Below are 15,315 nucleotides of genomic sequence, written 5' to 3'. Positions count from 1 at the left end.
TCCTCCCGGAGGCACTCAATGAATCTTGAACAGGCTCGCTTCAATATGGTCGAACAACAGATCCGCCCTTGGGATGTCCTGAATATCGAAGTGCTCGATCTACTCTATCAGGTTCGTCGTGAGGAATTTGTTCCGGCCACCCAGCGAGAATTGGCTTTCGTCGACATGGAACTTCCTCTGGATCATGGGGAATTCATGCTTTCACCCAAATTGGAGGCTCGCCTGATTCAAGAATTGCGCCTCAAGAAATCAGACCGCGTCCTTCATGTAGGAACGGGTAGCGGATATGTGGCTGCCCTACTGGGCAAGCGCGCCGCCACCGTCACCTCGGTGGAAATTCACCCGACTCTGGCCACTCAGGCTCGCCAACGCCTGCAAAATGCCGGAATTCACAATGTCACCGTGGAAGTGGGCGATGCCGCCCAGGGTTGGCGTCCAGAATCCGTCTGGGACACCATTCTGCTCACCGGTTCCGTCCCTTACCTACCTCCGGCATTTCTCGACGTTTTGGCAGCCGGAGGATGCGCTCTTGCCATCGTCGGCCATGCGCCCATCATGACCGTACGACGCTGGATGCGTCTGCCGAATGGAACACTGCGGGAAGAATCACTTTTTGAAACCTGGGTTCCCTCTCTTCACCATGCAGCACAAACACCTCTCTTCGAATTTTGAACGATGAGCAAAGCCTTTGTACGCGAGGCAGAAAATGAGGAGAAGGAGGAAGACCTTTCCGCTTCGAGTACGGACCTGCCACCTAACACGCCCAATTATCTGACCCCTCGAGGACATGCCCGACTGGTCGCCGAATTGGATCATCTGTTACGCGTGGAGCGTCCGAAGGTCGTAGAAACCGTGTCTTGGGCGGCTTCCAACGGTGATCGTTCGGAAAATGGAGATTATATTTATGGGAAACGACGCCTGCGCGAAATTGACCGGCGCCTGCGCTTTCTCACCAAACGGCTGGAAATCGCCCAAGTGGTCGATCCCACCTTGCAGTCCGGAAATGACCAAATTTTTTTCGGAGCACAGGTGACCGTGGAAGAGGGCGATCAAACTCATGTCTATACCATCATCGGTCGAGATGAAACCGATCCTGGATGCGGTCACATCAGCTGGATTTCACCTCTGGCCCGTGCCTTGCTCAAACAACGTACCGGCGACACGGTCCGGTTCATGAGTCCGGCAGGGGCGCGTACCCTCGATATCGTCGACGTTCAATACTTTCCTCTGGACCCTCCATAATCCACCCCTTGAGCGTGTTGGAACCGGGCTAACCCTGTCCATCTGGTACACTTCCCTTGTTAATCCGTTCTAAGAGTGAATCTGCGCATGAATGCACCCCCAAAGTTTCTGGCCGAACAGGCCCAAGTGGATGAAGCATCCGTTATCCCTCTCCCCTGTTCCCACAAGATCCATGTCACCGGTTCACGCCCCGACCTGCGGGTCCCCATGCGTGAAATCCGCCAGTCGGATACCCCGGCCACCTTCGGTGCCGAACCCAATCCCCCGCTCACCGTTTATGATACCTCCGGCCCGTACTCAGACCCCACGGTCAGCATCGACATTCGGGCAGGTTTACCCAGCGTTCGCAGTTGCTGGATCGAGGAACGTCAAGACACGGAAGCATTGAACGGGCCATCCTCCACCTATGGCCAGGAACGATTGGACAATGCGGCCCTGACCGAAATGCGCTTCAAACTCCAGCGTACGCCGCGCCGCGCCCTGACGGGACAAAACGTCTCCCAAATGCACTATGCGCGACGTGGCATCATCACTCCGGAAATGGAATATGTAGCCATTCGTGAAAATTGTCGGCGCGAAGCCCAACTGGATGCCCTCAAAGCTCGTGGAGGCAATGCCGAACGCTGGCTCTCCGCCCAACATCCAGGTGAATCCCTGGGCGCTTCCTTACCCGGACAGATCACTCCGGAATTCGTACGGGATGAAATTGCGCGCGGACGAGCTATCCTGCCCGCCAATATCAATCACCCCGAAATCGAACCCATGATCATCGGACGCAACTTTCTGGTCAAGATCAATGCCAACATCGGCAACTCCGCCTTGGGTTCAAGCATCCAGGAAGAAGTGGAAAAAATGACCTGGGCCATTCGCTGGGGTGGCGACACGGTCATGGACCTGTCCACGGGCAAGAATATCCATGAGACACGCGAGTGGATCATCCGTAATTCTCCCGTCCCCATTGGAACCGTACCTATCTATCAGGCACTGGAAAAAGTGGATGGAAAAGCCGAGGAACTGACTTGGGAAATCTATCGGGACACTCTCATCGAACAGGCCGAACAGGGAGTGGACTATTTCACCATTCACGCAGGATTGCGTCTTGCCCATATTCCCCTGACCGCTCAGCGTTTAACCGGCATCGTCTCCCGGGGCGGGTCCATCATGGCCAAGTGGTGCCTGTCCCACCACAAGGAAAATTTCCTGTATACCCATTTCGAGGATATCTGCGCCATCATGAAGGCCTATGATGTCAGTTTCTCCTTGGGGGATGGACTGCGCCCCGGTTCCATTCATGACGCCAATGACGCCGCCCAGTTCGCCGAACTCAAAACCCTCGGCGAACTGACCCAGATTGCCTGGAAACATGATGTGCAAACCATGATCGAAGGTCCGGGACATGTGCCCATGCACCGTATCCGCGAAAACATGGAACTGCAACTGTCCCTCTGCCAGGAGGCCCCGTTCTACACCCTGGGCCCTCTCACCACGGATATCGCACCGGGTTATGACCATATCACCTCAGCCATCGGCGCTGCCATGATCGGCTGGCAGGGCACGGCCATGTTGTGCTATGTCACACCCAAGGAACATCTGGGCTTGCCCGATAAGAACGACGTCAAGGACGGCATCATGGCTTACAAGATTGCCGCCCATGCAGCCGATCTGGCCAAGGGACATCCCGGTGCCCAAATGCGCGATAATGCGCTGTCCAAGGCCCGTTTCGAATTCCGTTGGGATGATCAGTTCAACCTGGGACTGGACCCGGACAAGGCTCGGGAATTTCATGATGAAACGCTGCCTCAGGAAGGGGCCAAACTGGCTCATTTTTGTTCCATGTGTGGTCCTCATTTCTGCGCCATGAAGATTACTCAGGACGTACGGGATTACGCCTCTCAAATCGGTGTATCTTCCGAGCAGGCACTGGATCAGGGAATGGCAGAAAAAGCCCAGGAGTTCCGGGCACAGGGTGCCGAACTCTATCGCAAGGTTTGACCCATGGATGTCCTGTTACTTGTCAAAGCGGCCATTCTGGGCGTGGTGGAAGGACTGACGGAATTCCTGCCGGTTTCCAGCACGGGACATCTGATACTGGTGGGCAGTCTGTTGCACTTCAATGACGAAAAAGGCAAGGTTTTTGAAATCGTCATCCAGTTTGCCGCCATCCTGGCCATTTGCTGGGAGTATCGGGCAAAGATTGGGCGTGTGGTCCTGGGATTGCCCAGGGATCGCGCAGCTCAACGCTTTACCCTCAACCTGCTGCTGGCCTTTCTTCCGGCAGCAGTTTTGGGTTTATTGTTCGCCAAATCCATCAAAGCGCATCTGTTTGCTCCTTTACCCGTGGCACTGGCCTTCATTCTGGGTGCCTTTGTCATTTTTTGGGTGGAACGTCGTCACCAACCGATACGCATCACCACCGTGGACGATATGGACTGGCGGATTGCCCTTAAAATCGGACTTTGTCAGTCCTTTGCCCTGATCCCCGGCACTTCCCGTTCTGGAGCCACTATCATGGGCGGACTATTCTTTGGCCTATCCCGCACAGCTGCCACAGAGTTTTCCTTTTTTCTTGCCATTCCCACCCTGAGCGCAGCCACCGTTTACGAACTGGTTAAGTACCGTCATCTTTTTCATGCCAGTGATCTGGGCATGTTTCTGGTCGGCAGCTTGTTCTCTTTCATATTTGCTTTCATGACAGTGCGCGCCCTTCTCCGTTTCGTCAGTCAGCATAATTTCACCGGTTTTGCCTATTACCGAATCCTGTTTGGCCTGCTCATCCTGCTCACTCATGCCTTTGGTTGGGTGCAGTGGACCGACTAACAGTCCCAGGGATCGACTTCGAGCACCCAGTGGATGCTTCGCCCCGAACGCAAGGCACGTAACTCATCCACCCAACTGGCCAGAAAAACTTGCAGGGAAGCACGATGCGCACCCTGAACGAGTAATTGCCAACGGTGGAAGCCCGCCTTGCGCGCCAAAGTGGAGGGAACCGGATCAAAAATACAGATCCCTTCTCCTCCACGGGTCAAGGCTTTCTGCCGCGCATCCTCCAGAAAGACAGTGACCTTGCCCACGTCCCGTGCTTCTGCCCGAAGTATGGCCAGATAATTAAAAGGTGGCCATCCCATCTGACGCCGCAGGGCCAATTCCTGGTCCAGAAAGTTTTCTGTTTCGTGCTGCATCAGCGCCAACAGTACGGGGTGTCCGGGATAATCCGTTTCAATCCACACCTGCCCCGCCTTTTCTGCCCGTCCGGCCCGTCCGGCCACCTGAAGTAGTTGGGCATAAAGCCGTTCTGAGGCACGAAAATCACTGCTGAAGAGCGATTGGTCGGCATTCAGTACCACCACCAAGGACAAATCAGGAAAATCGTGTCCTTTGACCAATAACTGGGTTCCCACCAGAATATCCACCTGATGGTCCAAAATTTGTTCCCTCGCCCTTTCCCAACTGCCCTTAAGGGCCAAACTGTCGCTGTCCAGACGCAGGAGACGGGCTGAGGGGCAATAGTTGCGCAGACGTTCTTCTACCTGCTGCGTCCCTTCTCCACGGGTTTCCATGTGGACATTCCCGCAGGATGGGCAAGATTCGTGCAGAACTTGCTCCAGACCGCAGTGATGACAACGCAACTGACGGGTCCGCCGATGTACCACCAGTCGCACACTGCAGCGGGGACAAGCCGCCTGCCAGCCACAGTTGGGGCAATACAGAACAGGGGCATAACCGCGCCGGTTGATGAACACCAGCACCTGTTCCCCACGGCTCAATGTTTCGTGCAAGACGGTCGCCCAGTGAGGAAGCCCTTCCTGCATCGTGGGTGCCAAAGTCAGTTGGGGCAAACAAGCGCCGGGTACGGCCCGCTCTCTCAAATGGTGCAGTTGATACCGTCCTGTACGAGCGTTATGCCAACTTTCCAAGGTAGGCGTTGCAGACCCCAGAATAATCGGGAATTCTCCCTGGCGAGCACGGACAATGGCCAAGTCCCGTGCGGAATAGCGCAATCCATCCTGCTGTTTGAAAGAGGCCTCATGTTCTTCGTCCACCACGATCAATCCCAACTCGGGCAGAGGCGTAAAAACTGCCAGGCGTGTGCCCAATACCAAACGTGCGGCACCGGTCTGGGCCGTCAACCAACGCCGCGCCCGTTCCTTCTCACTGACCCCACTGTGCAGACTGATCCAGTTCAGGTTAGGCCAACGACGTGCCAGACGTTGTTCCAGTTGGGGAGTCAGGTTGATTTCCGGAACCAGCAAGAGAACCTGTCGTCCGCGCTCCAATACCTTTTCGATCAGAGAAAAATACACCTCGGTCTTGCCGCTCCCGGTCACCCCATGGATCAGGTGCACAGCAAAGTTCGGTTGCTGAAGAATCGCCTGCACCACGCTCCGTTGTGCCTCATTAAGTGGCGGTGCCGAACTCTGAGACGGATATTTCCGGGGTTGACGTACTCGGCGCGGAGGCAGCCAGCCACCCACTCGACGCAGGGCAGGGGGCAACATGGCCAGCACCGTTTGCCCTAAAGGGTAGTGATAATAGGAACTACAGAATTCCAGCAACTGCCAATCACGAGCATTCAGTGGCGGAACATCCCGCCAAATCTCCAAAACTTCCTTGATTTTGTCCGCGGGGTAAGTGGAGGTGTGTTTGAGGGCTCGAATTACGCCAACTTTTTGCCCGGTGCCCCACGGAACCTTGACCCGCCGCCCCACGTCCTCCTCTGTCGCCAGAGCGGCATGATAATCAAACCCGCGAGGTAAAGGCAGATCAAGCAGAACTTCGACGATCACGGGGCTCTGGAGATCCATGAATGGGCAGAAGGGGCGCGGTCCATCTGTGGATAACTTTGTTTATAAGTTGGGAGTTTGATACTTGTCAAGATTTTAAATCCGTCAAAAATCACCTTGCCCAACCTCGACTAACCATGATTTATTCATATAAATCATGTTGTTAACTTACATTTATCAAGGACACCCATAATTCATGAGGATTATCGTCCATCGATCCCACTCTGTGCATAACACTGGGGAAAAAACCATGAATAATCTGGTTTTTTCCTTATTTGTCAGGCAATAGCGACGCCTTGTCGACGGCTCAGTTCATGCACCGCATCCACTAATACCGTCACCTGATCCGGGTCGGTAAAGCGCGTAATGCCATGGCCAAGATTGAAAACATGACCAGATCCCGGACCAAATTCCGCCAATACTCTTCCCACCTCCGAGCGAATGCACTCGGGCGTCCCAAACAAAACCATCGGATCCAGATTACCCTGCAACGCGACCTTGTGACCGATACGGCGCCGGGCCTCACCCATGTCTATGGTCCAATCCAACCCCACCGCATCGTAGCCCGCGTCGGCAATGGATTCAAGCCACAATCCTCCACCCTTGGTAAAGACGATGCTGGGCACTCGGCGCCCTTCTGCCTGTTTGGTCAACCCGGCAGCGATCACAGACAGATAGTGCAGTGAAAATTCCTGATATGCCTTCGGAGTCAGTGTTCCTCCCCAGGTATCGAACACCATGACTGCCTGAGCCCCCGCTTCAATCTGGGCATTCAAATACTGAATGACCGCTTCGGTGGTCACTTCCAGAATGCGATGCAACAAATCCGGGCGGCGATAGAGCATCCCCTTGATATGACGGAAATCCTCCGACCCGCCTCCTTCCACCATGTAGCATGCCAGGGTAAAGGGACTGCCTGAAAAACCAATGAGGGGCACCGAACCCGCCAATGCCTTGCGAATCTGAGATACCCCATCCAGAACGTAACGCAGGTTCACAGTAGGATCGGGCACACTCAAATTTCGAACCTCCCATTCATCACGGATGGGACGTTCGAATTTGGGTCCTTCTCCTTCTGCAAAATAAAGCCCCAGACCCATGGCATCCGGCACGGTCAAAATATCGGAAAAAAGAATGGCCGCATCCAAGGCATACCGGGCCAAGGGCTGCAAGGTTACTTCTGTGGCCAGGTCCGGCGATTTGCACAACTTGAGAAAACTACCGGCCCGGGCCCGCGTCGCATTGTATTCGGGCAAATAGCGACCAGCCTGGCGCATGATCCAAAGCGGTGTATAGGGAACGGGTTCACGCAAGAGCGCACGCAGGAAGGTATCATTTTTCAGCACAGGAAAACCTCGTCAGTCCGCCATTACTTCAGCGGGTCTATCATGAAAATCAGCGTGGAAGATCCGACTGCCCCATCAGGAACTCATCGATGGCTCGTGCCGCCTGGCGTCCCTCCCGAATGGCCCAAACCACCAGAGACTGCCCACGCCGCATATCCCCGGCAGCAAATACCTTGGACACCGAAGTTTGATAGTCCAGGACTTTGGCCTGTACATTGCCCCGGGCATCCTTTGCCACCCCTAACTGTTCCAACAAACCGGTCTGCACTGGATGCAGGTAACCCATGGCCAGCAGAACCAGATCCGCCGGAATGTCAAAGGCACTGCCCGGAATTTCCTGAGGTTTCATCTGGCCCTTCTCGTCCGCCTTCCACTCCAGGCGCACAGCATGCAACTGGGTCACTTGTCCATCGACTCCTGTAAACGCCTGGGTCGAAATGCTCCAGTCACGGATACACCCTTCCGCTTGAGAGGTGGAAGTACGGAACTTAAGGGGATATTGAGGCCACACCAAAGGTTTGTCCTCCTGCTCCGGAGGGCGTGGCATGACTTCAAACTGTGTGACGGAAAGGGCTCCCTGGCGAAGAGATGTCCCCACACAGTCGGAACCCGTATCGCCCCCGCCAATCACCACCACATGCTTGCCCGTGGCCAACAGGCCATTTTCCACCGTATCTCCGGCATTGCGTCGATTCTGTTGGGGCAGGAATTCCATGGCAAAATGAACACCCTTCAATGCCCGTCCCGGCACAGACAAATCGCGGGGATGTTCCGATCCCCCAGTGAGCAGAATCGCATCAAACGTTTCCCTCAAATGCTGGGCAGACAGTGTCACGCCCACATGCACGCCGGTGCGGAATTCCACCCCTTCTGCGCGCATCTGATGGAGCCGACGATCAATCTGAAGTTTTTCCAATTTGAAGTCCGGGATACCGTAGCGCAACAGTCCCCCGATCCGATCATTTTTTTCGAACACCACCACGTCGTGCCCCACCCGTGCCAACTGCTGTGCCGCAGCCAACCCGGAAGGTCCGGAGCCCACCACGGCCACCCGTTTACCCGTTTTGTGCGAAGGAATTTTCGGGGTAATCCAGCCTTCTTCCCAACCCCGGTCCACCAAGGCATGTTCAATGTTCTTGATGGTGACCGGTGCCGTATTGATGTTGAGCACACAAGCCGACTCACAAGGTGCAGGACAGACCCGCCCCGTAAATTCCGGAAAATTGTTGGTGGAATGGAGGTTGTCCAACCCTTCGCGCCACTGCCCACGGTAAACCAGATCATTCCAATCAGGAATGATATTATTCACCGGACACCCCGTCTGGCAGAAGGGGATTCCGCAATCCATGCAGCGCGCTCCTTGCTGGCTGACGCTCTCCAAGGGCAGATCAATGGTAAATTCGCGGTAGTGGCCCACCCGTTCTTGTGGTGTTTCGGCAGAGGGTTCCTGCCGTTCGATTTCCATGAACCCCGTAATCTTTCCCATGTCAGGCCACCTGTGCCAATTGTTGTTCTGCTGCCATTTCAGCCAGCGCGCGGCGATACTCCAAGGGCATCACTTTGACGAACTTGCTCCGTGCACTCGACCATTGATCCAGAATCTGCTGTCCACGCGTACTGCCCGTATAACGCACGTGGTTTTCAATCAGGATACGCAACAGATATTCATCCCGTGCTTCGATGTGATTGACACGCACACGTCCATGGGTGTCCAGAACGCCTTTGACCTCGGTGGTCTGCTCTTCCTCGGGAACCGCCTCGAGCGCAACCATGGACAGATTACAGCGTTTATCAAAATCCCCCGCCTCGTCATAGACAAAGGCAATCCCCCCGCTCATTCCTGCGGCAAAATTTCGTCCGGCCTCACCCAGTACCACTACCGTGCCTCCCGTCATGTATTCGCATCCGTGGTCTCCTACGCCTTCCACCACGGCTACTGCACCGGAGTTGCGCACGGCAAAGCGTTCGCCTGCCACCCCCCGGAAATAACATTCTCCGGCAACGGCACCGTACAGAACCGTATTTCCCACAATGATATTCTCTTCAGCCAACAAAGTAGATTCGGGAGCGGGTTGAATGATGATACGTCCCCCAGACAGTCCCTTGCCAACATAATCATTGGCTTCACCGTATAGGTGAAAGGTCACCCCATGGGCCAGAAAGGCACCAAAACTCTGCCCGGCAGTTCCCTTGGCGCGCACCAGGATCGTATCCTGAGGCAAACCGGCAAAGCCATGATGGCGCGCCACTTCGCCAGACAACATGGCACCCACGGAACGATTGACGTTACGCACGCCCGTTTCGATGACCACCGCTTGCCCCTGCTCGATAGCGGTCCTGGACTGTGCGATGAGAACATGATCCAGTGCCTGTTCCAGACCATGATCCTGCCGCTCCTTCCAGGAACGAGCCACCTGAACAGGCATGTCCGGGCTATGAAAGATTCTTGAAAAATCCAGACCCTGTGCCTTCCAGTGGGAAATTCCTCGGCGCATGTCGAGGCGGTCAACCCGTCCCACCATCTCCTCGAAAGTCCGGAATCCCAGTTGAGCCATCAGTTCACGTACTTCCTCCGCCACAAAGAAGAAATAATTGATCAAATGCTCGGGCTGTCCGGCAAATCGTCGGGTCAATTCCGGATCCTGCGTGGCAATGCCCACCGGACAGGTATTGAGGTGGCACTTACGCATCATGATGCATCCCTCCACCACCAGCGGGGCTGTTGCAAACCCAAATTCGTCCGCACCCAGCAAAGCGCCAATCACCACATCCCGCCCGGTTTTCATCTGACCATCGGCCTGCACACAGATGCGCCCACGCAAACGGTTGAGAACCAAGGTCTGCTGGGTTTCCGCCAGCCCCAACTCCCAAGGGGAACCCGCATATTTGATCGAAGACAGAGGAGACGCACCGGTTCCACCGTCATGTCCGGAGATGGTGACATGATCGGCATGGGCCTTGGCAACCCCGGCCGCCACCGTGCCCACCCCCACTTCGGACACCAGTTTGACGCTGATACGCGCTTGGGGATTGACGTTCTTGAGATCGTGGATCAATTGGGCCAGATCTTCGATGGAATAGATGTCATGGTGCGGGGGAGGAGAAATCAGACCCACCCCCGGCACGGAATGACGCAACTTGCCGATATACTGGCTGACCTTGTGTCCGGGTAACTGCCCTCCTTCCCCTGGTTTGGCGCCCTGTGCCATTTTGATTTGAATATCATCGGCATTGACCAGATACTCCGCCGTCACACCAAAACGCCCGGAGGCGACCTGCTTGATGGCCGAACGCATGGAATCCCCATTGGACAATGGGCGGAACCGTGCGGGATCTTCTCCCCCTTCGCCAGTATTGGATTTCCCCCCCAGGCGGTTCATGGCAACGGCCAGAGTACTGTGCGCCTCCTGGGAAATGGATCCCAGAGACATTGCACCCGTGGCAAAACGTTTGACGATGGAGGCCGCGGCTTCCACTTCGGAAATAGGAAGGGGCTGCGCAGCATTCTTGAATTCAAAAAGACCCCGCAAGGTCATCCATCGTTCGGCCTGATCGTTGATGGCCCGAGCGTATTCCTGATAAGTCGCATAGTTTCCGGAACGGGTCGCATGTTGCAATTTAGAGATACTTTCCGGAGTCCACATGTGGGCTTCCCCACGAATGCGGTAAGCGTACTCTCCCCCGGCATCCAGCGCCTCCTGATGCAACGGCCCTGCAGAATACGCCACACGATGCAGGCGCAGATTTTCTTCCAGAATCTCGGCCAATCCGATTCCTTCAACCACGGAGGCTGTTCCCGTAAAGAAACGCCGCACAAAGGAAGCACTCAACCCGATGGCTTCAAAAATCTGGGCACCACAATAGGATTGAACCGTGGAAATCCCCATTTTGGACATGACCTTGAGCAGTCCCTTGGAAACAGCCTTGGAAAAACGCTTGCGCATTTCCTTGAGAGGGACGTCCATATTCAGGAACGCGCCATGACCCTGCTCCAGAGTTTCATAAACCAGCCAAGGATACACAGCCTCAGCCCCATAGCCCACGAGCAGGGCAAAATGATGGACTTCCCGGGCAGACCCCGTCTCCACCACCAAACCCGTGGCCGTACGAAGTCCTTCCCGTACAAGGTAATGATGCACTGCGGCAGTGGCAAGCAAAGCGGGGATCGCTACCTGCGCCGGGCCCACGGAACGATCTGAGAGGATCAGGATATTACTGCCCGAGCGAACGGCTTCCACCGCCTGGGTGCAGAGCGCTTCCAACCTGGCCGCCAATCCCGCCACTCCTTCCTGGAGAGGCGCGCAGATCGATAATGTAGAAACCCGGAAACGATCTGCCGTGAGACTGGCGATGGCGCGCAGACAGTTCATGTCTTCTGGCAACAGAACCGGTTGTTCCACTTCCAGACGGGGTTGGGGATCCGCTTCGTGTATCGCCAACAGGTTGGGGCGTGGTCCAATGAAAGACACCAGGGACATGACCAACTCTTCACGAATCGGATCGATGGGAGGATTGGTGACTTGGGCAAATAGTTGTCGGAAATACTGGTATAGCGACTTGGAGCGGTTCGACAACACCGCCAGCGGCGTGTCATCCCCCATGGAACCCACGGCTTCCTGACCGCTGGTCACCATGGGAGCCAGGATAAACTTGAGTTCCTCCTCGGTCATGCCAAAGGCTTGCTGGCGATGGAGCACAACGGCAGCGGTGGGTTTTTCTTCCACGGCAGGAGCAGGGACCGGCAGGGCCTCGAGACGGATCTGAGTCGCTTCCAGCCATTGACGGTAGGGATGCTGACGAGCCAGTCCAGACTTGACCTCCGCATCGCTAACGATCCGTCCCTGCTCCAGATCGATCAGGAACATCTTGCCCGGTTGCAAGCGCCATTTCTTGATGATCTTATGTTCGGGAATGGGCAATACCCCCATTTCCGAGGCCATCAATACCAAGTCATCACTGGTTTGCAAATAGCGTGCAGGACGCAAACCATTGCGATCCAGCGTGGCGCCAATCTGACGTCCATCGGTAAAGGCCACCGCAGCAGGCCCATCCCAGGGCTCCATCAGAGCCGCATGATATTCGTAGTAGTCCCGGCGCGCCTCATCCATCAAGGGATTGCCCGCCCAGGCCTCGGGAATCAGGAGCGTCATGGCCTGTACCAAAGAATAACCCCCAGCCACCAGCAATTCCAGCGCATTGTCAAAAGCAGCGGAGTCCGACTGACCCTCCACAATGAGGGGCCAGATTTTGGCCACGTCTTCACCCAGCAGGGCAGAGGCCAAATTACCACGACGTGCTGCCATCCAGTTGACATTCCCGCGCAACGTATTGATTTCCCCGTTATGCGCGATAAGTCGGAAAGGATGGGCCAGATCCCAGGTGGGAAAAGTATTGGTGGAAAAACGCTGGTGCACCAGCGCCAATGCGGAAACCAAACTTTCGTCGTTCAGATCGGTGTAGTACTGGCCCACTTGATCCGCCAGTAACATCCCCTTGTAAATCAGGGTACGAGACGACAGGGAGGGTAAGTAGAAGCGGGTCCGGTCATAACCCTTCTGGGCGGCTTCATGTTCGGCGCGCTTACGCAACACGAATAACTTTCGTTCAAAGACGGTCTGATCTCCGTGGGTCGCGCCACGGGCCAGAAAAATCTGGCGAATGAAGGGTTCTACCCGCTTGACGCTGTCTCCCAACCCCTGATTTTGAGTGGGCACCGTACGCCAACCCAAAACTTCGGCACCTTCTTCGCGCGCGCAGCGCTCCAGAATGGTTTCACAAATTTCGCGCGCTTGCGGATCTTGCGGCAGGAAAACCATCCCCACGGCATAATGCCCCACCTCTGGCAGCGCAAAGCCCAGTGGATCCACCGCGCGGCGCAAAAAGGCATCAGGGATCTGGAGCAGGATACCTGCACCATCGCCCGCCAGAGGATCGGCGCCCGTGGCCCCGCGATGTGTCAGATTTTCCAGGATCTGAAGCCCCTGCCGAACGATGGCATGGCTCTTCTGCCCCTTGATGTGCGCAACAAAGCCCACACCACAGGCATCATGTTCATGGACGGGATCGTAAAGTCCCTGAGCGGACGGAATGGACGACTGGTTCAACGGTACACCTCAGCACGCAGTAGACGGAGCAATCGCTGCGTGCACAAACCGGAGCCTGAGGCGGGTCATGATTACGCGCAGCGGGTCTGCGATGATACCCCAGACGGACTGGCCAATCAACCGTTAACTTTATGGCACACGCCTTTCAAACTCCAAGCTGGGCTACAATGGCGGGATGGATAAATCGTGCAACATCTTTCTGGTGGGTTTGATGGGCGCCGGCAAGACCACCATCGGTCGCTTGTTGGCCCGTCATCGCCACCTGGAGTTCGTGGATTCCGACCAGGAAATCGAAGCCCATACAGGAGTGCGCATCAGCACCATTTTCGAACTCGAGGGAGAATCGGGCTTCCGCGCCCGCGAAGAGGCCATTCTAGGCGAGTTGGTCCAACGCCGGGGAATCGTGCTGGCCACCGGTGGTGGGGCCATTTTAAGTCCCCTGACACGCCAACGTCTGCGCCAACAGGGAGTCGTGGTTTATCTGCGTGGCAGCGTGGATCAACTCTGGCATCGTACTCGCCACGATCGCCATCGCCCCCTCCTGAAAACGGAAGACCCCAAAGCCCGCCTGCAAGAGTTATTTGAAATCCGCGACCCCCTCTATCGGGAAACGGCCCACCTGATTGTGGATACCGCCCAACAAAGCCCACAAAGGCTCATCTGTCAATTGGAACTGGAACTAGATGCCCATGTCCTTGCACACCCTTCTTGTTGAAGTCTCTCCCTCTTATCCGATCCAGGTAGGACCCGGATTACTATGCCGTAGCGACCTCATCACGCCTCATCTGGCTGGCAATACCTCTGCCATCGTGACCAATACCACCGTGGCACCTCTGTATCTGGATCGCCTCGCGCACATGCTCACCGCTGAGGGACAACGGGTCATACCCATCCTGCTCCCCGATGGAGAGTCCTACAAAACACGCGACAGTTTCAACCATATTCACGATGTACTGCTGGAACACCGGGCGGATAGAAAAACCACGGTCATTGCACTGGGCGGGGGAGTGGTTGGTGATCTGGCAGGTTATGCGGCAGCCACCTACCTGCGTGGCGTCTCTCTGATTCAAGTCCCCACGACCCTACTGTCCCAGGTGGATTCTTCCGTGGGCGGGAAAACCGGTATCAACCACCCCCTGGGTAAGAACATGATCGGCGCATTTCACCAACCCCGTTTGGTACTGGCCGATACCACAACCCTTGATACCCTGCCTCAGAGAGAATTTCTGGCGGGTCTGGCAGAGGTCATCAAATATGCTCTGATCCGTGATCTCCCCTTTCTGGAATGGCTGGAAATTCATCTGGATGCCTTGCTGCAACGTGACCCCGAGATCTTGGCTCAGGCCATTCTGACGTCCTGCCGCAACAAGTCCACCCTCGTGGCTGCAGACCCTCTGGAACAAACCGGGCTGCGTGCCTTGCTCAATCTGGGTCACACCTTCGGACATGCCATTGAAACAGGATTGGGCTATGGAAACTGGTTGCATGGTGAAGCCGTGGCGGTGGGCTCTCTGTTGGCCGCTGACCTGTCCGAACGTCTGGGCTGGCTCCACTCCAAGGACCTGCAACGCATGACGACCCTCTTTGAGCGAACCGGCCTACCGACCCTAGCACCTAACCTGGGGGTTCAACGGTATCTGGACCTCATGGCCGGAGACAAAAAGGCAGAGGCAGGGTCTCTGCGTTTTGTACTCCTCAAGTCGCTGGGCCAAGCCTGTCTGACTTCCGTGACCCGCCAGGATCTGCTGGAAGCCGTCCTGACCCCCGGACAAGGGCGCTTCATCGCACCCTGAAAGACGCTTCCCCTGAGACCAAGTATAATCTCTTCCAACTTCCACCAGT

10 protein-coding genes are annotated in these 15,315 nt (G+C 55.9%); 6 read left to right on the top strand and 4 right to left on the bottom strand.

What is annotated here, in order from left to right:
- Positions 1-18 precede the first annotated feature (18 nt).
- The 4 genes from HO274_RS08495 to HO274_RS08480 all read left to right on the top strand — a co-directional run bounded on the left by HO274_RS08495 (position 19) and on the right by HO274_RS08480 (position 4,059).
- Positions 19-672, top strand: a complete 654-nt coding sequence (locus HO274_RS08495; protein ID WP_031596797.1) for a protein-L-isoaspartate O-methyltransferase family protein — start codon at positions 19-21, stop codon at positions 670-672.
- A gap of 3 nt (positions 673-675) precedes the next feature.
- Entirely contained in the window at positions 676-1,242 is a 567-nt protein-coding gene (greB, locus tag HO274_RS08490; RefSeq protein ID WP_273118733.1) for a transcription elongation factor GreB, read from the top strand.
- Positions 1,243-1,329: 87 nt separating this feature from the next.
- Complete coding sequence (gene thiC, locus HO274_RS08485; RefSeq protein ID WP_031596795.1) at positions 1,330-3,234, top strand: phosphomethylpyrimidine synthase ThiC; 1,905 nt, start codon at positions 1,330-1,332, stop codon at positions 3,232-3,234.
- Positions 3,235-3,237: 3 nt separating this feature from the next.
- Positions 3,238-4,059, top strand: a complete 822-nt coding sequence (locus tag HO274_RS08480; protein ID WP_031596794.1) for an undecaprenyl-diphosphate phosphatase — start codon at positions 3,238-3,240, stop codon at positions 4,057-4,059.
- Here the strand turns inward: HO274_RS08480 and priA are convergent.
- The 4 genes from priA to gltB form a co-directional block, all read right to left on the bottom strand.
- On the bottom strand, positions 4,056-6,044 hold the full coding sequence (gene priA, locus HO274_RS08475; RefSeq protein ID WP_273118729.1) for a replication restart helicase PriA: 1,989 nt from the start codon (positions 6,042-6,044) through the stop codon (positions 4,056-4,058). The two genes, HO274_RS08480 and priA, sit on opposite strands and share 4 nt — an antisense overlap.
- A gap of 257 nt (positions 6,045-6,301) precedes the next feature.
- Positions 6,302-7,369, bottom strand: coding sequence for a uroporphyrinogen decarboxylase (gene hemE, locus HO274_RS08470; RefSeq protein ID WP_273118726.1), 1,068 nt, complete (start codon positions 7,367-7,369; stop codon positions 6,302-6,304).
- Positions 7,370-7,418: 49 nt separating this feature from the next.
- A complete protein-coding gene (locus tag HO274_RS08465) occupies positions 7,419-8,855 on the bottom strand; it encodes a glutamate synthase subunit beta (RefSeq protein WP_273118724.1) in 1,437 nt (478 codons plus the stop codon).
- Between the two features lies 1 nt (position 8,856).
- Positions 8,857-13,473 carry a glutamate synthase large subunit gene (gene gltB / locus HO274_RS08460; protein WP_273118721.1) on the bottom strand — a complete coding sequence of 1,539 codons (4,617 nt, stop codon included), beginning with the start codon at positions 13,471-13,473 and terminating at the stop codon, positions 8,857-8,859.
- A 175-nt stretch (positions 13,474-13,648) separates the two neighbouring features.
- Between gltB and HO274_RS08455 the strand changes: the two genes are divergently transcribed.
- Both HO274_RS08455 and aroB read left to right on the top strand, forming a co-directional pair.
- Positions 13,649-14,188, top strand: a complete 540-nt coding sequence (locus HO274_RS08455; RefSeq protein WP_062187676.1) for a shikimate kinase — start codon at positions 13,649-13,651, stop codon at positions 14,186-14,188.
- The gene (gene aroB, locus HO274_RS08450) at positions 14,169-15,266 is read left to right on the top strand and encodes a 3-dehydroquinate synthase (RefSeq protein WP_062187714.1); all 1,098 of its coding nucleotides are present in this window, start codon (positions 14,169-14,171) and stop codon (positions 15,264-15,266) included. Before HO274_RS08455 ends, aroB begins: the two co-directional genes overlap by 20 nt.
- Positions 15,267-15,315 lie beyond the last annotated feature (49 nt).

The sequence above is a fragment of the Ferrovum myxofaciens genome, from assembly GCF_013181415.1.
GTDB classification, from domain to species: Bacteria; Pseudomonadota; Gammaproteobacteria; order Burkholderiales; family Ferrovaceae; genus Ferrovum; species Ferrovum myxofaciens.
Note: the sequence above shows the minus strand (reverse complement) of the source record. Positions and strands in the feature narration are given on the sequence as shown.